At 70.5% G+C, this 22,907-nt stretch carries 21 protein-coding genes and 1 pseudogene; 12 read left to right on the top strand and 10 right to left on the bottom strand.

The features are described 5' to 3' along the window. Window positions 1-85 precede the first annotated feature (85 nt). The 3 genes from ACSMXV_RS10510 (at window position 86) to ACSMXV_RS10500 (ending at window position 2,358) form a co-directional block, all read left to right on the top strand. Window positions 86-1,237 carry an acyl-CoA dehydrogenase family protein gene (locus ACSMXV_RS10510; protein WP_473177397.1) on the top strand — a complete coding sequence of 384 codons (1,152 nt, stop codon included), beginning with the start codon at window positions 86-88 and terminating at the stop codon, window positions 1,235-1,237. Between the two features lie 97 nt (window positions 1,238-1,334). Next, complete coding sequence (locus tag ACSMXV_RS10505) at window positions 1,335-1,622, top strand: YiaA/YiaB family inner membrane protein (protein ID WP_473177396.1); 288 nt, start codon at window positions 1,335-1,337, stop codon at window positions 1,620-1,622. Window positions 1,623-1,731: 109 nt separating this feature from the next. Then, the gene (locus ACSMXV_RS10500; protein ID WP_181866622.1) at window positions 1,732-2,358 is read left to right on the top strand and encodes a TetR/AcrR family transcriptional regulator; all 627 of its coding nucleotides are present in this window, start codon (window positions 1,732-1,734) and stop codon (window positions 2,356-2,358) included. 135 nt (window positions 2,359-2,493) lie between these two features. Here ACSMXV_RS10500 and ACSMXV_RS10495 read toward each other — a convergent pair whose 3' ends face one another. Continuing rightward, a complete protein-coding gene (locus ACSMXV_RS10495; RefSeq protein WP_181866621.1) occupies window positions 2,494-2,955 on the bottom strand; it encodes a MaoC family dehydratase in 462 nt (153 codons plus the stop codon). A 107-nt stretch (window positions 2,956-3,062) separates the two neighbouring features. Between ACSMXV_RS10495 and soxR the strand changes: the two genes are divergently transcribed. After that, complete coding sequence (gene soxR, locus ACSMXV_RS10490) at window positions 3,063-3,623, top strand: redox-sensitive transcriptional activator SoxR (RefSeq protein ID WP_473177395.1); 561 nt, start codon at window positions 3,063-3,065, stop codon at window positions 3,621-3,623. Window positions 3,624-4,330: 707 nt separating this feature from the next. On the opposite strand, the gene ACSMXV_RS10485 is transcribed toward soxR, so the two are convergent. Continuing rightward, window positions 4,331-5,047 (bottom strand): 3-keto-5-aminohexanoate cleavage protein, encoded by a 717-nt coding sequence (locus ACSMXV_RS10485; protein WP_473178883.1) that lies wholly within the window; start codon window positions 5,045-5,047, stop codon window positions 4,331-4,333. 91 nt (window positions 5,048-5,138) lie between these two features. Between ACSMXV_RS10485 and ACSMXV_RS10480 the strand changes: the two genes are divergently transcribed. After that, complete coding sequence (locus ACSMXV_RS10480) at window positions 5,139-5,657, top strand: hypothetical protein (protein ID WP_473177394.1); 519 nt, start codon at window positions 5,139-5,141, stop codon at window positions 5,655-5,657. 63 nt (window positions 5,658-5,720) lie between these two features. Here ACSMXV_RS10480 and ACSMXV_RS10475 read toward each other — a convergent pair whose 3' ends face one another. Next, window positions 5,721-6,323, bottom strand: coding sequence for a hypothetical protein (locus tag ACSMXV_RS10475; RefSeq protein ID WP_473177393.1), 603 nt, complete (start codon window positions 6,321-6,323; stop codon window positions 5,721-5,723). 301 nt (window positions 6,324-6,624) lie between these two features. Here ACSMXV_RS10475 and ACSMXV_RS10470 point away from each other — a divergent pair, with 301 nt between their 5' ends. Further along, the gene (locus tag ACSMXV_RS10470) at window positions 6,625-9,516 is read left to right on the top strand and encodes a penicillin acylase family protein (RefSeq protein WP_473177392.1); all 2,892 of its coding nucleotides are present in this window, start codon (window positions 6,625-6,627) and stop codon (window positions 9,514-9,516) included. 104 nt (window positions 9,517-9,620) lie between these two features. On the opposite strand, the gene ACSMXV_RS10465 is transcribed toward ACSMXV_RS10470, so the two are convergent. Further along, entirely contained in the window at window positions 9,621-10,937 is a 1,317-nt protein-coding gene (locus ACSMXV_RS10465; RefSeq protein WP_473177391.1) for an exo-beta-N-acetylmuramidase NamZ family protein, read from the bottom strand. Between the two features lie 185 nt (window positions 10,938-11,122). Between ACSMXV_RS10465 and ACSMXV_RS10460 the strand changes: the two genes are divergently transcribed. Together ACSMXV_RS10460 and ACSMXV_RS10455 are read left to right on the top strand one after the other, a co-directional pair. Then, the gene (locus tag ACSMXV_RS10460; RefSeq protein WP_473177390.1) at window positions 11,123-11,890 is read left to right on the top strand and encodes an SDR family oxidoreductase; all 768 of its coding nucleotides are present in this window, start codon (window positions 11,123-11,125) and stop codon (window positions 11,888-11,890) included. 185 nt (window positions 11,891-12,075) lie between these two features. After that, window positions 12,076-12,669, top strand: coding sequence for a TetR/AcrR family transcriptional regulator (locus ACSMXV_RS10455; RefSeq protein WP_473177389.1), 594 nt, complete (start codon window positions 12,076-12,078; stop codon window positions 12,667-12,669). Window positions 12,670-12,798: 129 nt separating this feature from the next. Here ACSMXV_RS10455 and ACSMXV_RS10450 read toward each other — a convergent pair whose 3' ends face one another. The 6 genes from ACSMXV_RS10450 to ACSMXV_RS10425 all read right to left on the bottom strand — a co-directional run bounded on the left by ACSMXV_RS10450 (window position 12,799) and on the right by ACSMXV_RS10425 (window position 17,559). After that, window positions 12,799-14,013 carry an acyl-CoA dehydrogenase family protein gene (locus ACSMXV_RS10450; protein WP_473177388.1) on the bottom strand — a complete coding sequence of 405 codons (1,215 nt, stop codon included), beginning with the start codon at window positions 14,011-14,013 and terminating at the stop codon, window positions 12,799-12,801. An 8-nt stretch (window positions 14,014-14,021) separates the two neighbouring features. Then, window positions 14,022-15,065, bottom strand: coding sequence for a phosphotransferase family protein (locus ACSMXV_RS10445; protein WP_473177387.1), 1,044 nt, complete (start codon window positions 15,063-15,065; stop codon window positions 14,022-14,024). Between the two features lie 256 nt (window positions 15,066-15,321). Further along, entirely contained in the window at window positions 15,322-15,615 is a 294-nt protein-coding gene (locus ACSMXV_RS10440) for a DUF202 domain-containing protein (protein ID WP_473177386.1), read from the bottom strand. Continuing rightward, a complete protein-coding gene (locus tag ACSMXV_RS10435; protein WP_181657376.1) occupies window positions 15,612-16,004 on the bottom strand; it encodes a YidH family protein in 393 nt (130 codons plus the stop codon). Before ACSMXV_RS10435 ends, ACSMXV_RS10440 begins: the two co-directional genes overlap by 4 nt. A gap of 85 nt (window positions 16,005-16,089) precedes the next feature. Next, window positions 16,090-16,611, bottom strand: coding sequence for an NUDIX domain-containing protein (locus ACSMXV_RS10430; protein ID WP_473178882.1), 522 nt, complete (start codon window positions 16,609-16,611; stop codon window positions 16,090-16,092). Between the two features lie 54 nt (window positions 16,612-16,665). After that, a complete protein-coding gene (locus tag ACSMXV_RS10425) occupies window positions 16,666-17,559 on the bottom strand; it encodes a DMT family transporter (RefSeq protein ID WP_473177385.1) in 894 nt (297 codons plus the stop codon). Window positions 17,560-17,780: 221 nt separating this feature from the next. On the opposite strand from ACSMXV_RS10425, the gene ACSMXV_RS10420 reads away from it, so the two are divergent. From ACSMXV_RS10420 to ACSMXV_RS10405, 4 genes and pseudogenes are all read left to right on the top strand, one after another. Then, complete coding sequence (locus ACSMXV_RS10420; protein ID WP_473177384.1) at window positions 17,781-19,436, top strand: FAD-binding dehydrogenase; 1,656 nt, start codon at window positions 17,781-17,783, stop codon at window positions 19,434-19,436. Between the two features lie 185 nt (window positions 19,437-19,621). After that, entirely contained in the window at window positions 19,622-20,566 is a 945-nt protein-coding gene (locus ACSMXV_RS10415) for a hypothetical protein (RefSeq protein WP_473177383.1), read from the top strand. A 75-nt stretch (window positions 20,567-20,641) separates the two neighbouring features. Continuing rightward, the gene (locus ACSMXV_RS10410; RefSeq protein WP_473177382.1) at window positions 20,642-22,174 is read left to right on the top strand and encodes an APC family permease; all 1,533 of its coding nucleotides are present in this window, start codon (window positions 20,642-20,644) and stop codon (window positions 22,172-22,174) included. Between the two features lie 452 nt (window positions 22,175-22,626). Next, window positions 22,627-22,818: pseudogene (locus ACSMXV_RS10405) on the top strand (cytochrome b/b6 domain-containing protein); the annotation flags it as partial. Window positions 22,819-22,907 lie beyond the last annotated feature (89 nt).

The following is a 22,907-nucleotide window of genomic DNA, read 5'->3' as shown; positions in this document are numbered from 1 at the left end:
GTAGGGCCGCTGCGGCAGAAACTAGCAGTGATAGTTAAAGTAGAAGCCGATTCGTCAAGTCGATTCCAGCGTGGAGCGTTCATCGATGAACCTGGAGCTCAGCGAGGAGCAGGCCGCGGTCCGGCAGCTCGCCAAGGACTTCGTGGCGCGCGAGATCGCCCCGCACGTCGTCGAGTGGGACCGCGCCGAGAGTGTCGACCGTTCGATCGTGAATAAGCTCGGAGAGGTCGGCTTCCTGGGTCTGACCGTCGACGAGGAGTACGGCGGCTCGGGCGGCGACCACCTCGCGTACTGCCTGGTGACGGAGGAACTCGGCCGAGGTGACTCGTCGGTGCGGGGCATCGTCTCCGTCTCACTCGGCCTGGTCGCGAAGACCATCGCGCACTGGGGCAGCGAGGAGCAGAAGCGGCAGTGGCTGCCGGGGCTGACGTCCGGCGAGTACGTCGGCTGCTTCGGCCTCACCGAGCCCGGTACCGGCTCCGACGCGGGCAGCCTCGCGACGAGCGCCGTGCGCGACGGCGACGAGTACGTCGTCAACGGCACGAAGATGTTCATCACGAACGGCACGTGGGCCGACGTCGTCCTCCTCTTCGCCCGCACCAACGACACTCCGGGCCACAAGGGCGTCTCCGCCTTCCTTGTGCCCGCCACCTCGCCGGGCCTGACCCGCCGCACCGTCCACGGCAAACTCGGTCTGCGCGGTCAGGCCACCGCCGAGCTGGTCCTCGAGGACGTACGTGTCCCGGCGTCGGCGATGCTCGGTCCCGAGGGCAAGGGCTTCGCGGTCGCCATGTCCGCGCTCGCCAAGGGTCGTATGTCGGTCGCCGCCGGCTGCGTGGGCATCGCGCAGGCCGCGCTGGACGCTGCGGTGCGGTACGCGACCGAGCGTGAGCAGTTCGGCAAGACCATTGCGCACCATCAGCTGGTCCAGGAGCTGATCAGCGACATCGCCGTGGACGTCGACGCCGCGCGGCTGCTCACTTGGAGGGTCGCCGACCTGATCGACCGCGGCCTGCCCTTCGCCACCGAGTCCTCCAAGGCCAAACTGTTCGCCTCGGAGGCCGCGGTACGCGCCGCGAACAACGCCCTCCAGGTCTTCGGCGGTTACGGCTACATCGACGAGTACCCGGTCGGGAAGCTGCTGCGCGACGCGCGGGTCATGACGCTCTACGAGGGCACCAGCCAGATACAGAAGCTGGTGATCGGCCGCGCGCTGACGGGCGTATCGGCCTTCTGAGGCGCAGCTCGGAACGATCCTGCGGCCGAGAGCGTAAGTACGAAGCTGAGTATCCGCGCGGATGTGTCCCGGGCCACGGGCCGCGACGCTGGACCGCATGAGCGAGACACCCGTCAAGCAGCAGAACACCGCCGCGTTCTACGGTCAGGCCGTCGCCTCCTTCGCCGTCGCCCTGGCGGCTACGGCCATCGGGATCTTCAATCTGCAGGCCGACGCCTGGGTCCGCGCCTTCCTGGGAGTCGCCGTTCTCTATCTGGTCACCTCGGCGTTCACGCTGGCCAAGGTGATCAGGGATCGGCAGGAGGCGGGGCAGCTGGTCAGTCGCGTCGACCAGGCCAGGCTCGAGAAGCTGCTCGCCGAGCACGACCCCTTCGAGAAGATCTAAGCGCCCGCTCAGCATTCCGGTATCGTGGTGCGTCCTGCCACTTCAGACGCGGTCCGCAGGGCCGTTTTCGTCGAGGATGGCGGCAGGCGACCGGTGGAAGGGGCGAGCGATGGGTGCGGCGGCTCAGACGGCCGATGGCGAGGACCAGCCGTGGGGTGAGGTCACCCCGGACGCGGCCAGGCGGCTGCTCGTCGCCGCCGTCGAGGCATTCGCCGAGCGCGGCTACCACGCGACGACGACCCGCGACATCGCGGGCCGCGCCGGCATGAGCCCGGCCGCGCTCTACATCCACTACAAGACCAAGGAAGAGCTGCTCCACCGCATCAGCAGGATCGGCCACGAGAAGGCTCTTGAGGTCCTGCAGACGGCGTCCGACCGCGAGGGCACCCCCGCGGAGCGGCTCTCCGGCGCCGTGCAGTCCTTCGTCCGCTGGCACGCCTCGCAGCACACCACCGCGCGCGTCGTGCAGTACGAACTGGACGCGCTCGGTCCGGAGGCGCGCGCGGAGATCGTCGCCCTGCGCCGCAGGACCGACGACGTGGTGCGCGGGATCATCAACGACGGTGTGCAGGCGGGGGAGTTCGACGTCCCCGACGTGAAGGGCACCACCCTCGCCGTGCTGTCGCTCTGCATCGATGTCGCACGCTGGTTCAACGTGGCCGGGCGCCGGACGCCCGACGAGGTCGGCGCGCTGTACGCCGACCTCGTGCTGCGGATGGTGGGGGCGAAGCGGTAAGCCGCGGCTGTTCGGCGCCGCGGTGAGCCCCGGCCTTACGGTGCCGCGGCAGAAGCCCCGGCTCTACGGTGCCGCGGCAGAAGCCCCGGCTCTACGGCGGCAAAACCCCGGCTCTACGGCTGCGTGTGACGCGACTCAGAAGTAGTAGCGGGACACCGACTCCGCCACGCACACCGGCTTGTCGCCGCCCTCGCGCTCGACGGTGACGGCCGCCGTCACCTGCACGCCGCCGCCCGCCTCGGTGACCTCCTGGAGAACGGCCGTGGCGCGCAGCCGCGAGCCGACCGGCACGGGGGCGGGGAAACGCACCTTGTTCGTGCCGTAGTTGATGCCCATCTTCATGCCCTCGACCCGCATGACCTGCGGGACCAGGCTGGGCAGCAGCGACAGCGTCAGATAGCCGTGCGCGATGGTGGTGCCGAACGGGCCGGCCGCCGCCTTCTCCGGGTCCACGTGGATCCACTGGTGGTCGCCCGTGGCCTCCGCGAACAGGTCGATCCGCTTCTGGTCGATCTCCAGCCAGTCGCTGTGGCCAAGCTGCTCGCCCACCGCTGCCTTCAGCTCGTCGGCGGACGTGAAGATCCTCGGCTCTGCCATTGTCCCTGACCCTCCCGGGCGTCGTTGTCTAAGCGCTTGCTCAGCATGGTCGGGTGGGGCGCCTCTGTCAACGAGGAGCCGGTGCGGGGGCCGGTAGGGTTCGAAGGGTGCCGCAGATTCCGGAGAAGATCCACGAGCTCACGGTCGGCCAGCTCTCGGCCCGCAGCGGCGCCGCCGTCTCGGCGCTGCACTTCTACGAGTCCAAGGGACTGATCAGCAGCCGTCGCACGGCGGGCAATCAGCGCCGCTACCAGCGCGACGCGCTGCGCCGCGTCGCGTTCGTCCGCGCCGCCCAGCGAGTCGGCATCCCGCTCGCGACGATCCGCGAGGCGCTCGCCGAACTCCCCGAGGGGCGCACGCCCAACCGCGAGGACTGGGCCCGCCTCTCCGAGGCCTGGCGCTCCGAACTCGACGAACGCATCAAGCAGCTCAGCCGCCTCCGCGACCACCTCACCGACTGCATCGGCTGCGGCTGCCTGTCCCTGGAGACATGCGTGCTCTCCAACCCGGACGACGTCTTCGGTGAGCGGTTGACCGGTTCACGCCTGCTCGCCGAACGCGGCCGCACCGGGAAGCCGGGCGGGACGCTGCGCTCGGGCGAGACGGAGCCCGATGAAGCGTCTGGTGCTGCATGCGGCCGCCCTGACACCAAGGACACCTTCCGATGACACCCAGGGCATCGGAGCGGAGCAAGCCCGGCTGAGCCAGCGCGACCACGGGCAGCGAAGGGCGTCCGGCACGGAGGGGTCTCGGCACAGGGAGGGGCATTCCGCGCACCTAGGGGCCTCCGTGTAGCGAGGGGTGTCTGCGCGGCGAAGGTCGTCCGCGCTGCGAAGGGTGTCCGTGTAGCGAGGGGTGTCTGCGCGGCGAAGGTCGTCCGCGTGGCGAGGGTCGTCCGCGCGGCCAAGGGTGTCCGTGCAGCGAGGGGCGTCCGCGCCGCGAAGGGTGTCCGCGCAGCGCAGGGCGTCCGCGCCGCGAAGGGTGTCCGCGCAGCGCAGGGCGTCCGCGCCGCGAAGGGTGGCCGGGGGCGGCGCGCCCCCTCCGCGCGCCGCCCCCGGCCTCCGCGAACCGCCCTGCCGTCCCCTGTGCGGCAGGGCGGAGCCATATAGCGGAACTCCTGGCTCCAGTCCCGCGCCCCCGGTCGGGCCTCAGCCGTGTTGCAGCCCCTACTGTCCCGGCGGCACATCTCTACAGCCAGCGATTTACGTCTGGTACGGCCCCGGGCCACCGATCCGGGCGCTGATCCGAGCTCCAGTGCGGCCGCTGATCCGAGCTCCAATGCGGCCGCTGATCCGAGCGCCAATGCGGCCGCAGATCCGGGCGCCAATGCAGCCGCAGATCCGGGCCGCAAGGCGTTCACCAACCCTCCGAGCCCTTACGGCCCCGCCCCCACCCTCAGCGCCTCCGCCACCAACTCCGCGTTGGACCTGGCCCATTGCCCGTCCGGCAGGACCAGCGTGTCCTCCAGGCCGATCCGCGTCGCCAGACCCAGCCCCCGGGCCATCCGCAACACCGGCCAGGCACCGCCCCCTTGACCATGCAGCAGCACCGGACGGCCATGGGCCGCGCCGATCGCCTCGAGCAGCTCCCGGGCCGTGTCCTCGGCGGTCTCGGGATCCCGATCGGTGACCTCGGCCAGTACCCGCAGGACCCGCGGTGCGAGAGGCGATGCGGCGAACCGGGCCGGGCCGTCCGTGCCCGACCACACCCCGGCCTCCACGCCCACACCCCGGTCGAGAAGGGCCGCAGCCACCTCCTCGGCCCCCGGCTCATGCCAGTTGACCGACGCATGATCGGGCAGCGCCGCCCACTCGCGGATGCGCTCGGCCCGCGCCCGCGGGTCCGGCTCGGCCCACGCGCCCGTCGTCACACCGACCGGAACGCGCACGGCGGAACGTATCGCTTCGAGCGTCGCCGCAACCGCGCGCGGCGAAAGAGTGTCCTGTCCACAGGGGGACTTGGGATGTACATGAACATCCTGGGCGCCGGCCGCGACGGCCCCCGCCGCGGACTCGGCCATCGCCCCCGGAGAAACCGGCACGGCCGCACCATCGCCGGCCCCGCGCGGGCCGTTCAGACACACCTGGAGCAAGAAGTCCATGTCGCCGATGGTGCCACCCGCCACTGACAATCCGGTCGCCAGCGACAGCGAGCGCCGGCCGGACACCGAGGAGGAGCCACCTATGAGCCTCGCCATCTGCTCACTCAAGTGGGAAGCAGCCCGCAGCGGCCCGCAGAAGATCTCGTACGACAGCGACGGCTACCACCTCGTGCGCTTTCCCTACGCGGTGGGCGAGGAGTCATACGACCCGTGGAAGATGCACGACCCGGGCCACGGTGGCGACAAGGCGTCCGCCTTCCCGGACCGCCGCTCGGGGCTGATATGGCCCAGCCACGACGGCTGGGGTGTGCTGTCCGCGCTTGTCTTCTGGGAGGCGGCCGCCGAACCCACCGAGTACCGGGCGCGGTTCGTGCGCGATCCGCTCGGCTCGTCGACGGGGTACGACTCGACCGCCACGACCGATGGGGCCGCCACCCGGGGCGGCCAGTACCGCTCTTACATGTGGCAGATGTTCGTGCACCCGGGCACACCGTTGGGGCTGAAGGTCTCGGCGCGCGGCGCGGGGGACAAGAAGCTGGGCACGCCGCTGATCCTGGCCGAGTTCAAGCTCGCCATTCACACGGATGTGATCACTCCGTAGTGCAGAAACGGTCCGGCGCTTCGCGCACGGGGGTGCGGCCGCGATGTCGCACCCCCGTCGTGCTCAGGCCGACACCAGCAACCGCGCTCGTCTCGCCTCCGCCAGGGCCACGGATGTCAGAACGGGCCGCGGCACCACTATCCCGCAGCCCGTGCAGACCGGACCCGACGAGGGCTCATGGGCCAGATCGCTTTTCCAGACGAGGCGCGAACCCGCGCACACCGGGCACACCGTGCCAGGCTCCCGCTCCAGGGCCGCTATCAGTCGCCGCAGTGTTTCGGCCAGCGGCCCGGCGGGATGGACACGGGGGTCGTCGCACCATGCGACCCCGAAGCCGCCCCAGGTGAGCCGGTGCCAGTCGTCCACGCTGCCCGGCCTGCGCAGTCCGTCGTGCTTCTCCCTCTTGCGCCGTTCGGCGAACTGGGCCTCGTAGGCGAGCCAGACCGCCCGTGCCTCCTCGAGTTCGTCGAGCGCGGCCACCAGCCGCGCCGGATCGGGTGAGCGGTCCTCCTGTCCGAAGCCCGCCCGGGAGCAGAGATGGTCCCAGGTGGCCCGGTGGCCGTAAGGGGCGAACCGCTCGAGGCACTTGCGCAGTGAGTACCGCCGTAGTGCCAGGTCGTTGCGGGGGTCACGCACCTGTCTCGCGAGACTCCGGAATCCGGCCATCGCTCTGCACCTCCGTCACATGTACTCCGGCTGATTCGGCGTCGTCGTACGGACGTCGCCGAATAGACGTATCGACACGCCATTCGGCTCCATCCGAATTCGGATGACATCCGCCGGTTGCTCTCGAGGGTCCCGGACGGGCCGTCAAGCGGCTGTCAATGACCGGTCTCTTTGGTCTCCTCGGACGGTCAACAACCGCTCTCGGCCCTGTGATGATTCGGAAAACGTGACGCATGTTCATCTTCAATCGTCGCTGTACCGGCGGTAACCTCCGGCTCACCCATCGTCGGGAGGAGCAGGAATGCCACGGCGTACCCCCCACCACACCTTCGCCAGATCCCTTCGCAGATCCGCGGGCTCACTGGCCGTCACGGCTGTATTCATCCTTACCGGGGGCCTGTTGGCCCCTGTCCCGGCAGCCGCCGCGGCGGAGCCCGCCGCAGCCGACTACTGCGAAGGCCAGTGCGTCGACATCCTGCCGCCCGGTGCGAACGGCAGTGCCACGCTCGCCGAGATCCTCGCCAACCAGCTATTGGGCACTCAGCCCGCGCACGCCGGCGACCAGTTGGGCCCCTATGACACGCTCTCCTCCGGGTACCCGACTCTCACGGACGACACCCTCACCCGGTACTTCAACGACGCCTCGTTCGGCGTCCCCGACGACCAGGTCGCCTCCGTCACCCGCCCCCGCGACGATGTGACGATCACCCGCGACAAGAAGTACGGCATTCCGCACATCAAGGGGACCACGCGCTACGGAACCGAGTTCGGCGCCGGCTATGCCGCCGGGCAGGACCGTCTCTGGCTCATCGACCTGTTCCGGCACATCGGGCGCGGTGAGCTCACCTCGTTCGCGGGCGGCGCACTCGCCAACCAGGGCCTTGAACAGCAGTTCTGGCCGCAGGCCCCGTACACCGAGGAGGATCTGCAGAAGCAGGTCGACCACCTCCGCAGCGCCTCGGGCGCGCGCGGCGAGCAGGCGATGGCCGATGCGCAGGCCTATATCGACGGTCTCAACGCCTATCGCGAACAGGCCAAGAAGGGCCGGTACTTCCCCGGCGAGTACGTCCTCACGGGCAAGATCGACGCGATCAGCAACGTCGGCCAGATAGATCCCTTCAAGATCACCGACATGATCGCGCTCGCCTCGGTCGTGGGCGGCCTCTTCGGCAACGGCGGCGGGGGAGAGGTCGAAGCCGCACTCTCCCTGCTCACGGCTCAGCAGAAGTACGGCATCGAAGAAGGCACCAGGGTCTGGGAGTCCTTCCGGCAGCGCAACGACCCGGAGAGCGTGCTGACCCTCCACGACGGCAGCAGCTTCCCGTACGCCGACAAGCCCGACAGCCCGCGCGGCACGGCCCTGCCCGACTCCGGATCGGTCGAGCGCGAGCAGCTCGTGTACGACCGCGAGGGCTCGGCGGCGAGCGCCACAGGTGTCCAGAGCGCCGACAGCACCCAGAGCGCGTCGAGCCCTCGGACGACCAAGGACCCCGTGAAGGTGAACGGCCGCCTCAAGCCCCTCCAGGGCATCTTCGACGACGGTGTGCTGCCCGCCGGCCTCTTCGCCGGCGGAGCGAGCAGGAAGGGCATGTCCAACGCCCTGCTCGTCTCCGGCGAGCACACCGCCAGCGGTCACCCCGTGGCCGTATTCGGCCCGCAGACCGGCTACTTCGCGCCGCAGCTGCTGATGATGCAGGAGCTCCAGGGACCCGGCATCAGCGCGCACGGCGTCTCGTTCGCGGGCGTCGGCATGTACGTCCAGCTGGGCCGCGGCCAGGACTACGCCTGGTCGGCCACCTCAGCAGGACAGGACATCACCGACACGTACGCCGTCGAGCTCTGCGAACCGGCCGGCGGCACACCCACCAAGCAGTCCACGCACTACCTCTACAGGGGCGCCTGCACCCCCATGGAGAAGCTGGAGAAGCGCAACGCCTGGAAGCCGACAGTGGCCGACTCCACGGCCGCCGGCTCGTACCGGATGCAGGTCTTCCGTACCAACTACGGCATCGTCACGCACCGCGCCACGGTCGAGGGCAAGCCCGTGGCCTACACCTCGCTCCGCTCCACGTACCGGCACGAGGCCGACTCGATCATCGGCTTCCAGATGCTGAACGACCCGTCCTACGTCACGGACGCCAAGACCTTCCAGCAGGCCGCGCAGCACATCAGCTACGCCTTCAACTGGTTCTACGCCGACTCGCGCGACATCGCGTACTACAACAGCGGCGCCAATCCGGTGCGTGCGGCGAACGTCGATCCGTCGTTCCCGGTGAAGGCCGAGAAGGCCTACGAATGGCGGGACTTCGACCCGACCCACAACACCGCCGCGTACACACCGCCCGACCAGCACCCCAACTCGGTGAACCAGGACTACTACATCTCCTGGAACAACAAGCAGGCCGAGGACTACAGCGCCGCCAACTTCAGCCTGGGGGCCGTCCATCGCGGCGATCTCCTCGACGGGCGCGTGAAGAAGCTCGTCGAGAAGGGCGGGGTCACCCGGGCCTCGCTCACCCGGGCCATGGCCGACGCGGCGGTCACCGATCTGAGGGGCGAACAGGTGCTCCCGGAGCTGCTGAAGGTGCTGCGCTCCGCACCCATCAGCGATCCCGCGCTCGCCAGGGCGGTGCAGCAGCTGGAGTCCTGGCAGGCGGCGGGAGCACAGCGCAAGGAGACCTCGGCCGGCTCGCACACGTACGCCCACACCGACGCGGTGCGGATCATGGACGCCTGGTGGCCGCTGCTGGTGGACGCCCAGTTCAAGCCGGGCCTGGGCGATGACCTGTGGGACGCGCTGACCGCGCAGCTCACGGTCGACGAGTCGCCGTCCGCCGGCCACGGTCCCACGGGCGGGCATGCGGGCTCCGCCTTCCAGTACGGATGGTGGGGCAACGTCGACAAGGACCTGAGGAAGGTCCTCGGGGAGCCCGTGGAGGGCGCGCTCGGCCGTGCCTACTGCGGCGACGGGGCACTCGACGCCTGCCGCGGCGTCCTGACCGACACCCTCACGCGGGCCGCCGCCAAGCCCGCCACCGAGGTCTACCCGGGCGACGACACCTGCGACGCGGGCGACCAGTGGTGCGCGGACGCGATCGTCCACCGCCCCCTCGGCGGCATCAAGCACCGCGCGATCCAGTGGCAGAACCGCCCGACGTACCAGCAGGTCGTGGAGTTCCCGGCCCATCGGTAGCGCACGTGGGCGGCGGGCCGGGGAGACACGGTCCGCCGCCGCACGGCGACTGTCGTCACCAATGGCCCGCCACGCGCGCGTGAGCCCGGTCCCGTACGGGCGCGTCAGCGGTAGAGCAGATAACCGGCGCGCACCCGCCGAAACGCCGCGAGCTCGCTCTGCCAGGCCGCCACCACCTCGTCCGCGTCCGCCCCCGCGTCGATCATCGTGCGGACCTGCGTACTGCCCGTCAGCTTGTCGATCCAGTTGTCGGAGCGCCACGCGAAGCCGCTCCACGCCTGCTTCGCGGTGACCAGCAGCGCGATGCCGGTGCGCACCGGGTCGTACGCCGCGCGGTCCCGGACATGGATCTGCACGCCGCCGATCGTCTTGCCCTGGAACTTGGAGAACGTGGGCGCGAAGTACGCCTCGCGGAAGTCGACGCCCGGCAGTTCGAGGGCGTTCGCGGCCTCGGCCCAGCGGCGGTCGATACCCTCCGCGCCGAGCAGTTCGAAGGGGCGCGTCGTGCCGCGCCCCTCGGAGAAGTTGGTGCCCTCGAAGAGGCAGGTCCCCGCATAGACGAGTGCGGTGTCGGGCGTCGGCATGTTGGGGCTCGGCGGGACCCAGGGAAGCCCGGAGGTGTCGTAGAACTCGGTGCGCTTCCAGCCGGTCATGAGCACGGCGTCCAGCGGAACCGGCGTCCCAAGGAACTCGCCGTTGAACAGGCGCGCGAGCTCCGCGACCGTCATCCCGTGCGCCTGCGAGATCGGCTGCCGGCCGACGAACGTCGCGAACTCCTTGTGCAGGACCGGCCCTTCGGCGCTGCGGCCCGTCACCGGGTTCGGGCGGTCCAGGACCACGAACCGCTTGCCCGCGAGCTGCGCGGCCTCCATGCAGTCGTAGAGCGTCCAGATGTACGTGTAGAAGCGCGCGCCCACGTCCTGGATGTCGAAGACGACCGTGTCCACACCGGACGCGGTGAAGATGTCGGCCAGCGGCCGCCCGCTCTTCAGGTACGTGTCGTACACCGGCAGTCCGGTCGCCGGATCGTCGTACCGGCCCTCCGAGCCGCCCGCCTGCGCCGTCCCGCGGAAGCCGTGCTCGGGCCCGAAGACCGCGATCAGGTTCACGCGCTCGTCCTCGTGCATCACATCGACGATGTGGCGTACGCCCCCGCTTCCGGTGCCCCCGCGGGTGACCCCGGTCGGGTTGGTCACGATGCCGACCCGTTCGCCGTCCAGCAGCCCGTAGCCGTCCGCGGCCAGCTGTTCGAAGCCGGTGCGCAGCGGGCAGCCGCCCTCCGCCGCGGCGGCCGGTCCGGCGGACAGCGGTCCTGCGACGGCTGCGGCTCCCGCGGCCGAGCCTGCGGCGAGCAGGCTGCGTCTGGACAGGTTGCGTCTGGACAGGTCGCGTCTGGACTCGTTGCGTCTGGACTGGTTCATGGTGCTACCTCCGTGTTCTGAGTGATCGCGGAAGATCGCATGGCCTCGCACGCTAGCGCGCATGCCGTTCGCCGGGAACAGGGCGTTCCCGGCAGCGGGGAGCGGCGTTCCCTCTTCCCGTACCCCTTCCGTTCCTCCTGACCGACTGCTTAGTCTGTACTTCGCAGTCGAGTCGAGGGAGACCGATGGTGGACACCCTGCAGGGGTCGGGAGTCGTCGTCACCGGAGCCGGTGGCGGCATCGGGGCGGCGCTGGCACGCAGATTCGCCGCGTCCGGGGCGCGCGTCGTGGTCAACGACCTGGATCCCGTGAAGGCGAAGGCCGTGGCCGAGGAGTTCGGCGGCATCGCGCTGCCGGGCGACGCGTCCGCGATCGTGGCGGACGCACGGGACGCGCTGGGCGGCACCGTCGACGTCTACTGCGCCAACGCCGGGCTCGCCTCCGGAGGCACGGAGAGCGCCGACGAGGAGGTGTGGGCCACCGCCTGGGACGTCAACGTCATGGCTCATGTGCGCGCCGCCCGGGAGCTCCTCCCCGGCTGGCTGGAGCGCGGCAATGGCCGCTTCGTCTCCACCGTCTCCGCCGCCGGACTGCTCACCATGGTCGGCGCCGCGCCCTACAGCGTCACCAAGCACGGCGCGTACGCCTTCGCCGAGTGGCTCTCGCTCACGTACCGGCACCGCGGCATCAAGGTCCACGCGATCTGCCCGCAGGGCGTACGCACGGACATGCTCACCGCCTCCGGATCGGCCGGCGAACTCGTGCTGGCTCCCACGGCGATCGAGCCGGACGACGTCGCGGACGCGCTCTTCGCGGGCATGGCCGAGGACCGCTTTCTGATCCTGCCGCACCGCGAGGTCGCCGAGTACTACCGGGTGCGGGCCGCCGAGCCCGATCGCTGGCTGACGAGCATGAACCACATCCAGCAGAAATGGGAGGCGGCCGGGCAGTGACGGCCGTTCCGCGCGTGCGGCGGGTTCGTCGGTCCGCGTGCGACAGAGCAACCGGTCGCGTGCGGCGGGTCCTGCCCGACACGCCGGAGTCGGCAAGTGGGAAGATCCTCCCGCGGGATGTGCGTTCCGGACCAGGGGACGCGTGACGCCCCGCGCGTGACGACACGGAAAGGCAGGTGGCGGCAGTGCCCAGGACGACGGACGGAGACGGCACGCCCGTCCCGCAGCGGCTGCTTGCCGCCGCCACCCGGCTCTTCGCCGAGCGCGGCTACGACCGTACGTCGGTGCAGGAGATCGTCGAGGCGGCCGGGGTCACCAAGGGCGCGCTCTACCACTACTTCGGTTCCAAGGACGACCTGCTGCACGAGGTGTACGCGCGCGTGCTCCGCGTCCAGCAGGAGCGCCTCGACGCCGTGGCCGACACCGACGCACCGGTCGAGCAGCGACTGCGCGACGCCGCGGCCGACGTCGTGGTCACGACCATCGAGAACCTCGACGACGCGGCGATCTTCTTCCGCTCCATGCACCATCTGAGCCCCGAGAAGAACAAGCAGGTACGGGCCGAGCGGCGCCGCTACCACGAGCGGTTCCGGGCTCTCGTCGAAGAGGGCCAGAAGAGCGGGGTGTTCTCCACCGCGACGCCCTCCGACCTGGTGGTCGACTACCACTTCGGGTCCGTGCATCACCTGTCCACGTGGTACCGGCCGGACGGACCGCTCAGCCCGCAGGAGGTCGCCGACCACCTGGCGGACCTGCTGCTGCGGGCGTTGCGGCCGTGAGCTGACCGCTGCAGACCTCATCGCTGTGCAGAACTAATCGCTGTGCAGAACTAATCGCCGTGCAGAACTAATCGCTGTAGAGAACCCCTGAGCCCCCAGCCGGACGGCCGGGGGCTCACGTACGTCCGGCTAGAGGTACCGCTTCAGCTCGCGCCGCGCCAGCGACCGCTGGTGCACCTCGTCGGGCCCGTCAGCGAGCCGCAGCGTCCGTGCGGCCGCCCAGAGTTCGGCGAGCGGGAAGTCCTGGCTCACGCCGCCCGCGCCGTGCAGCTGCACCGCCTGGTCGAGGATGTCCACGACCGCCCGCGGCGTCGCGATCTTGATGGCCTGGATCTCGGTGTGCGCGCCCTTGTTGCCGACCGTGTCCATCAGCCAGGCCGTCTTCAGCACGAGCAGCCGCAGCTGCTCCACGGCGACCCGCGCGTCCGCGATCCACTCCTGGACGACGCCCTGCTGGGCGAGCGGCTTGCCGAACGCCGTACGCGCCACCGCCCGCTTGCACATCAGCTCGATCGCACGCTCGGCCATGCCGATCAGCCGCATGCAGTGGTGGATACGGCCCGGGCCGAGCCGCGCCTGAGCGATCGCGAAGCCGCCGCCCTCCTCGCCGACGAGGTTCGACACCGGCACGCGCGCGTGGTCGAAGACGACCTCCGCGTGGCCCCCGTGGTAGTGGTCCTCGTACCCGTACACCTGCATCGCGCGCCGGATCTCGAGGCCCGGGGTGTCGCGGGGCACCAGCACCATGGACTGCTGGCGGCGGATGTCCGGGCCGTCCGGGTCGGTCTTGCCCATCACGATGAAGATCTTGCAGTCGGGGTTCATGGCGCCCGAGATGTACCACTTGCGGCCGGTGATGACGTACTCGTCGCCGTCCCGCTCGATGCGCGTGGTGATGTTGGTGGCGTCGGAGGAGGCCACCTCGGGTTCGGTCATCGCGAAGGCGGAGCGGATCTCGCCTGCGAGGAGCGGCTCCAGCCACTGCTTCTTCTGCTGCTCGTCGCCGAACTGGGCCAGCACCTCCATGTTGCCGGTGTCCGGGGCGGCGCAGTTCAGCGCGGTCGGCGCCAGCTGCGGGGAGCGGCCGGTGATCTCGGCGAGCGGGGCGTACTGGAGGTTGGTGAGCCCGGCGCCGTGCTCTGCGTCGGGCAGGAACAGGTTCCACAGCCCCCGCCTGCGGGCCTCGGCCTTGAGGTCCTCGACGACCGCCGGGGTGTCCCACGGCGAGGCGAGCCGCGCACGCTGCTCGTCCGCGATCGCCTCGGCCGGATAGACGAACTCGTCCATGAAGGCCTGCAGCTTGCCGCGCAGCTCTTCCGTACGCGCGTCGAATGCGAAGTCCATGGTCTTGGTCAGCCTTCCTGGAGGGTGGTGAGGCCGTGCTCGATGAAGACGGGGACGAGGTCGCCGATGCGGTCGAACCCGGCGCCGACCGTCTGGCCCAGCGTGTAGCGGTAGTGGATGCCCTCGAGGATCACGGCGAGCTTGAACCAGGCGAACGCCGTGTACCAGGGGATAGCAGACACGTCACGCCCCGAGCGCGCGGCGTACCGCTCGATCAGCTCGGCGGGGTCCGGGTGACCGGCCGCCGCGGCGGTCGTGCTGACAGGAGAGTCAGGCGTCCGCAGCGGCACGCTGTACATCACCAGCAGGCCCAGGTCGGTGAGCGGGTCGCCGAGCGTGGACATCTCCCAGTCGAGGATGGCCTTGATCTCGTCGGCACCATTGATTGGCTCGCTCGCCGCGCCGATCAGCACGTTGTCCAGCCGGTAGTCGCCGTGGACGACCGTCGGGGCGGGCGATGTGGGCAGCTCGCGGCCGAGTGCGGCGTGCAGTTCGTCGATCCCGGCCAGCTCGCGGTTGCGAGAGGCGTCGAGCTGCTTGCCCCAGCGGCGCAGCTGCCGGTCGAGGAAGCCCTCGGGCCGCCCGAAGTCGGCGAGGCCCACCTCGGCCGGATCGACGGCGTGCAGTTCGACGAGGGTGTCGACGAGCTCGAGCACCGCGGCCCGGGTCCGGTCGGGGCCGAGCGGGGCGAGCTGCTCCGCGGTCCGGTACGGGGTGCCGTCCACGAACTCCATGACGTAGAAGGGCGCGCCGACCACGTCCTCGTCCTCGCAGAGCAGCACCGGCCGCGGCACCGGCACCGCCGTGGGATACAGCGCGCTGATCACCCGGTGCTCGCGCTTCATGTCGTGCGCGGTCGCCAGCACATGGCCCAGCGGCGGGCGGCGCACGACCCACTTCGCCGCCCCGTCGGAGACCGCGTACGTGAGGTTGGACCGCCCGCCCTCGATCAGCCGGCCGGTCAGCGGACCGCTCACCAGGCCGGGCCGCTCTCTGTCCAGCCGCTGGCGCAGCCGGCCGAGATCGAGGCCTGGGGGGTGGTCTGAGCTCATCGTTCGCTCCTCCGTGCGCGGCTGACGGGATGTGTTCCCGAGGACACCACAGCATGATGCCGACCGGTCGGTATGTAGTCCAGGGGCGGAGCGGAACGTGATCCGTCTCGCTCTCGTGGGAGCGGCACCAGAGTCGTGGGCGACACCAGATTCGCAGGTCCGCGTCGTCGTCGTAAGGCGGTGTCAGCGTCGTGAGGCGTGTCAGCGACGTGATGCGTGTCAGCGCCGTAAGGCGTGTCAGCGTCCTGAGGCGGTGTCACAGGACGACCGCCGCCGCGAATGCCGCCAGGGCCAGCGTGCACGCCGCGGCCGCGACCGCATGCCGGGGCGTCAACGGAGCCGGGGGCGCCCCGGCCAGCGCGCGGATCCGGCGATGGGCCAGGGCCAGGAACCCCAGCCACGCGACGAAGCAGAGGGCGCAGGCCACCACCCCGACCGTCCGGGCCGCCAGCACCGCGGCCACCGTGCAGGCCAGCGTCGTACGCCGCCACGCGAGCCTCGTACGTTCCGGCTGCAGCCCCGGGTCCCGGGCCCCGGACGGGCCGGTCATCCTTCCCAGCCGACGAGCACGACCACCACCATCGCCACCGCGACGACCGCGACGGCGAGGCTCAGCAGCGCGGGGAACCGCGACACCGGCAGGTCCTCGCCACGCCGCATGGCTCGCTCGCAGCGCACCCAGTGGTTCACCGCCCGCAGCGAGCACAGCACCCCGGCCGCGAGCAGCGCGAGGGCGAGCCCCACGCGCCATGCCCACCGCAGGTCCGGCAGGAACTGGTCCACGGCGAAGCCGCCGCCGATGAGCGCGAGCGCGGTGCGCAGCCACGCGAGGAACGTGCGCTCATTGGCCAGCGAGAACCGGTAGTCGGGCGTCCGGCCCTCCTCCCGGATGGCCTGGGGTACGAACCAGAGCCGGAGGTTCCGTACGAACTCGATCACGCGCAGGACCCTACCGGGATGGGGGTACCTCCCAGGCCCTCAAGGCACTGGGGGAGGACAGGCCGCCGGTGCTCCGGCGGGCCACTCAGCTCGGGCGACCCGCCCGATATGCCTTCAGGCGCTCGTACGCCGCCAGACCGTCCGGCACCCACGCCCACTCGGTGAGCCGCCGCTCCAGCTCGGGGTCGGTGAGGAAGCCGTGCCAGGCGACCTCCTCGACCTGCGGGCTGACCGGCAGCTCGCAGCGGACCTCGTACACGGACGACCACCAGCTCTGCCCGTCGCCACCGTCGTACAGGAACTTGAACAGCGGCACAGGGCGCGGCAGCCCCGAGACGCCGAGCTCCTCCTCGGCCTCGCGCAGCGCCGCCGCGTCGTACGACTCGCTCGCCCCCACGACCCCGCCGACGAACATGTCATACATCGACGGGAAGACCAGCTTCGTCGGCGTACGGCGATGCACGAAGATCCGGCCCTCGGCGTCCCGCGCCTGAATGAACACGCAGCGGTGCCGCAGACCTCGCGCATACGCCTCGCCGCGCGGCACCTGCGCCACGACCCGGTCGTCCTCGTCGACGATGTCCAGCAGCTCGTCCGCGGCACTCATGGCGTCACTCACAGCGGCATCTTCTCAGGCTGCCACCACTCGCGTGGGCTGGGCTCAGCTGGGCTGCACATCCGGTACACGCTCCACCGGCGCCCCGCCCCGCGGCATGGCGGGATGGATCCCGAGCAGCACGATGCCGGCGACGACCGCCGCGAGACCCGCCGCCTGCCACGCCAGTGCGCCCGCGTCCGTGCGCAGCTGGTCGCCGAGGAAGCCGACGCCGCACGCGATGCCGGCCAGCGGCTGGGCGGCCGTCAACGCGGGCAGGGACATCCGCAGCGAAGCCGTCTCGAAGGCGCTCTGGACCAGGATGAGCCCGACGACGCCCAGTGCCAGCACGGCGTACGGCTGCCAGCCCGTGAAGAGGAAGAGCCAGCCGCCTTCCGTGAACCGCTGCCCGCTCACCCGGGTCAGCGCGTCCTGCACGCCGTACAGCAGTCCGGCCGCCGCCGCCAGCAGGGCCGGCCCCGCACGGAGCCACGACCGCTTCGCGAACACCGTCAGCACCAGGGCGGCAGCGACCATCAGCCCGATGATCAGCCACTGCCGCAGCGGACCGGCGACGTCGTCACCGCCGGTCGGCTGTCCCGCCAGGATGAACGCCGTCACGCCGCCTGCGAGCAGAGCGAGGCCCGCCCAGCCCTGGCGGCCCAGCGGCTGCCCGGTCTGCCGGCGGGAGAGGGCCATCGCGAAGAGCAGGTTCGTGGCCAGCAGGGGCTCGACCAGGGACAGCTCGCCATTGCCCAGAGCGAACGCGCCCAGCACCATGCCGCACACCATGAGCCCGATCCCGGCCAGCCATCGCGGCATACGCATCAGGTCGAGCAGGAGGCGAGGCGAGAGGAAGTCGCTCAGCGGGGCGTGCTGCGCCGCGTTCTGCTGCAGGACGTATCCGAGGCCCAGGCAGCAGGCCGCTGACACGGCGAGGACGAGAACCAGAACCGACACGCAGCACCTCAAGACTCGGGTCCGGCCACGGGCGCGTCACGGCCGTGCCGGGGTACCAGCCTGACGATAGCTCCCCTCCGGGCGCCCCGCAGTTGGCTCGGTCACGTCCGTCCCAAGACTCGGTCACGTCCGTTCCCCAAGACTCGGTCACCTCCGTTCCCGAAGATCGGACCGACCGGTAAGAATGTCGCCCACTGACATTCGACGAGGGGACGAGGCTCATGGCCTACGACGCAGATGTGATCGTGATCGGGGCGGGTCTCGCCGGGCTCGCGGCGACCGCGGAGCTCGTCGACGCGGGACGCAAGGTCATCCTCCTCGACCAGGAGCCCGGGCAGTCGATCGGCGGCCAGGCCCACTGGTCCTTCGGCGGCCTCTTCTTCGTCGACTCTCCCGAGCAGCGCCGCATGCGCATCAGGGACAGCCATGAGCTGGCCCTCCAGGACTGGATGGGCACGGCCGCCTTCGACCGTGACGAGGACCACTGGCCGCGGAAGTGGGCCGAGGCGTACGTCGACTTCGCGGCCGGTGAGAAGCGGGCCTGGCTGCACGGTCAGGGTGTGCGGTTCTTCCCGGTCGTGGGCTGGGCGGAGCGCGGGGGCTACGACGCGAACGGGCACGGCAACTCCGTACCGCGCTTCCACATCACCTGGGGCACGGGTCCCGGCCTCGTCGCGCCGTTCGAGCGGCGCGTACGGGAAGGTGTCGCGCGAGGGCTGGTGCAGCTGAGGTTCCGCCACCGCGTGACGGGCCTGTCACGCAGCGCGGGCGCGGTCGACACCGTCAGCGGCGAGATCCTGGAACCCTCGGACATCGAGCGCGGCCAGGAGAGCAGCCGGGCGGTCACCGGCTCCTTCGAACTCCGGGCCCAAGCCGTGATCGTCACCTCCGGCGGCATCGGCGGCAACCACGATCTCGTACGCGCCAACTGGCCGAAGCGCCTCGGCGAGCCGCCCGCCACGATGCTCTCCGGTGTTCCCGCGCACGTCGACGGCCTGATGCTCGGGATCGCCGAGAAGGCGGGCGCCCGCCTCATCAACCGCGACCGCATGTGGCACTACACCGAGGGCATCGAGAACTGGAACCCCATCTGGAACAAGCACGGCATACGCATCCTGCCCGGCCCCTCGTCCCTCTGGCTCGACGCGCGCGGCAACCGGCTGCCGGTGCCGCTCTTCCCGGGCTTCGACACTCTGGGCACGCTCGAGCACATCATGAAGACCGGGTTCGACCACACGTGGTTCGTCCTCGACCAGAAGATCATCGGCAAGGAGTTCGCGCTCTCCGGCTCCGAGCAGAACCCGGATCTGACGGGCAAGTCCGTCCGCGATGTCATCGGGCGGGCCCGCGCCGACGTCCCGGGTCCGGTCAAGGCGTTCATGGACCACGGTGTCGACTTCGTCGTGGAGAAGGACCTCACCGCGCTGGTACGCGGCATGAACGCCCTCACCGAGGAACCGCTGATCGACGAGGCGCACCTGCGGCGCACCCTCACCGCACGCGACCGCGAGATCACCAACCCCTTCACCAAGGACCTCCAGGTGACCGCGATCCGCGGCGCCCGCAACTACCTCGGCGACAAGCTCATCCGCACGGCGACCCCGCACCGCATCCTCGACCCGAAGGCGGGCCCGCTGATCGCCGTACGCCTGAACATCCTGACCCGCAAGACGCTCGGCGGCCTGGAGACGGACCTGTCGTCGCGGGTGCTGAGGGAGGGCGGCGAACCGCTGCCCGGCGTGTACGCCGCGGGCGAGGCCGCCGGCTTCGGCGGCGGCGGAGTCCACGGCTACCGCTCCCTTGAGGGCACGTTCCTCGGCGGCTGCCTCTTCTCGGGCCGAACGGCGGGGCGGGCGGCGGCGAGGGCGGTGGCCTAACGGATACCCGCTGGGGGCAGGGGTGCGTCCTACTCGTGTTGACCGGTGGAGCAAACCCGCCCAGTTGACACGAGTAGGCACCAAGGCGCCCTTGACGGAAAGAATCCCCTCCGCTTTGCTGTCCGTGATCACCGCTGGCACACCGTGCCATAACCGCGCGCAGCCGTGTCATAAAGGAACCCACGGTGTCCCCACCCCCCTTCGGCCGTGCCCGCAAGCGGACAGAACACGCATTCGACCCCGCGCTGGACGACACGGAACTCGCCTCCGCCCGTACCGCCCTGGCCCAGGGCCGCTGGACCGCCGTCCGCTCGCTGCTCGCGGCCACCGGCGACGACTGGGACCGCCGCGGCCACCGGATCACCGTCCTCGCCCAGGAGCCCAGCACCGCCGCCTGGTCCCGCGAGTGGCGGCTGGCGGAGCCCGAGTCGGCCGACGCGGCCCTCCTCCAGGCCTGCGCCATGGTCTTCCGCGCACTGAACGGCAAGGAGCGCCCCGACCACGTACGCAAGGCATGCCACGCCGCGGCCGCACTCGTCCCGGACGACCCGACGCCCTGGCTCTCGCTGCTGATCCTCGAGCGCGCGACGGGCCGCGAGGAGGATGTCGTGCGGCTCTTCGACGAGGTCCGCCACCGCCACCCGGACCACCACCATGCCCACCATCTGATGGTGGCCCGCCTGGCGGAACGGCACGTCGAAGCCGGCCAGGACCCGATGCACGAGGTGTACGACTTCGCGTCCTGGGCCGCCGAACAGGCGCCTGAGGACTCTCCGCTGGCCATCCTGCCCGTCGTCGCGCACGCCGAGCGCTACCGCGTTCTTGCCACCGCCGGCACGGAACCCCGCGACCCGGCGTCCTCCCGGCACTGGACGGGACGCCGGGCCCGCCAGGTCATGAAGGCGGCATTCGACTGGTGGCTGGAGTGGGAGCGCGACGACCACCCCCGCAACCGCATCGATCTGAACTTCCTCGCCCACGCGAAGGTCTGCGAGGGCCGTCCCGCCGAGGCGGCCGCGCTGTTCCACCGCATCGGACCGCATGCGACCCGGGCTCCCTGGTCGTACCCGGACCGGGATCCGTACGACGCCTTCCGCACCGCGCGCAACATCGCACTCGGCACCGCCTAGCCCGCACCCGCCCGCCGTTCCTTCCCAGCCGTTCCTCATCCGCAAGTCGTCTGCCGCGAAAGGACAACCCCCGTCATGACCACGGGCAGTTCGAGCACGAGCGAGATCAGAACCTACAAGGGGCAGGAGCGTGCCCTGCGCGCCGACCGCCTCGGCACGGCAGGGCTGCTGCTGTCCGTGCTCGCCGCCACGGCACCCCTCATGGTCGTCGCGGGTGTCATGCCCACCACATTCGGCGTGATGGGGATCGTCGGACAGCCCCTGCTCTTCGTCATTCTGGGCGTGGTGCTGGCGCTGTTCAGCTTCGGGTACGCCGAGATGAGCCGGCACGTCCACAACGCAGGTGCCTTCTACGCGTACATATCGCGCGGCCTGGGCGGCACGGCGGGCTCGGGAGCGGCGCTGGTCGCACTCGTCGCCTACAGCGCGCTGCAGGTCGGCGTCTACGGCATCTTCGGTTTCGAGGTCTCCGGGCTGTTCGCCACCTACCTCGAGACGGAGGTCGCCTGGTGGATCCCCGCCCTCGCGGCCGCGCTCGTCGTCGGCGCCCTGGGCTGGCTGAAGATCGACCTCAACGCGCGCGTGCTCGGCGTGCTGCTGGTCATCGAGGTGGCGCTCGTCGTGATCTTCGACATCGCGGCGGTCGCCGACCCCGCCAAGGAAGGCCTGTCGCTGCAGGCGTTCAACCCCGAAACCCTGACCGGTGCGGGCCTCGGTACCGCACTGTGCTTCTGCGTCGCGGCCTTCCTCGGCTTCGAACAGGCGCCTGTCTACGCCGAGGAGACAAGCCGTCCCCACGTCGTCGTGGCCCGCGTGATGTTCCTCGCGATCGGGTTCGTCGCCGTCTTCTTCGCCCTCAGCTGCTGGGCGCTCACCGTCGCCACGGGCCCGTCCGGCATCGTCGCGGCCGCTCAGAAGCAGAGTGCCGGCCTGCTGTTCTTCCTCACAGAGAACACCCTCGGCGCCACCTTCACCGACGTCCTGCACGTCCTGTTCGTCACCGGCATGTTCGCCGCGATGCTCAGCTTCCACAACGTCGTCGCCCGGTACGCCTTCGCCATGGGCCGCGAGGGCCTGCTGCCCGCCGCCTTCGGCCGTACCAACAGCGCCAGTGGCGCGCCCGGCACCGGTTCGCTGCTGCAGACCGCGATCTCCGTGGTGGTCGTCGGGGCCTTCGCGATCACCGACAAGGGCGCGGCCGGCGATCCGACGGCGCCCGTGCTGCACCTGTTCACCTGGATGGGCAACGTCGGCGCGCTCGGCGTCATCCTGCTGATGGCCACCGCGTCGCTCGCCGTCATCGTCTTCTTCGCCCGCCGGGGCGCCGCGCGCGCCCAGGCCTGGCGCCTGGCCGCGTCCGCGGTCGCCGGGATCGCCCTGCTCGTCATCGCGGTCTACACCGTCAAGGACTTCGACGTCCTCGTCGGCGCGGGCCCGGATTCGTCGCTCAGCTGGGTGCTGCCCGGCATCATCGCGCTGGCCGCCGTGATCGGGCTCGTCCACGGCGCGGTGCTCCGCAGCCGGAGGCCGGAGGCGCATGCGCGTATCGGCCTGGGGAACGAGGCGTTCCAGCTCGAGAAGGCGGCGGAGTACGAAGTCTCGCGATGACGCTGTAGCGAGATGACAGAAGTCCGACGAACACCCGCGGCCTCTGCTCTCCAGGGCCCGCGGGTGTTCGAATCGATGGGCGACCTCGGAACAACCCCCGAGCTCGAAGAGCTCGAAGAAGAGGGGCACGGGATGTCCTGGTGGCCCTGCGGATGCGGACAAGCCCGTGAGCCACTCGCACGGCGGTCCCGCCCGCTCTATGTGGCACCGATGTACGTCCACCTCTGATGTAGTGCCAGCCTGATCGGGAATACCGCCATATCTATCGGTCCGTATGGCATCCGGTACGCTCCGTGCTCGGTCAGGGGGCGACAGCCAAGTCTCCAACGACCCGAGCGAGACCCGCACTTGCTCCGGCGGCCGGGGGGGGCGTCGCCGTACAGGCATGACCTGTGAAACGCCCCGCAGCGATCCAGGGGAGAATCTCCCGGATCCGTCTGGGAGAAAGGGGGACCCCCACCACCCCGCTGGTGTGGCGCACCGGCGCGACCTTCGTCCACGACTGGCTCGCCCTGGCGATCGGCATCGTCCTGGCCGGCCACATCGGTATGGCCCTCGCCGACCCTGAGGCCCGCCGCGGACTGCGTACGGGTTCCGTGGACCGGGAGTGGGCGAAACGCGAACATCCGCTGTGGCGGCCGTAGGCGCGGTGGTCTCATCGCCCGTCATGCGAACGGCGACGGTGAGAACCCATCGTCGTGGGGTCTCACCGTCGCCGCGAACGCCGTGTCGG

The organism is Streptomyces sp. DSM 42067 (genome assembly GCF_055792885.1).
The sequence above is the reverse complement of the archived record's forward strand: the minus strand, read 5'-3'. Positions and strand labels throughout refer to the sequence as shown.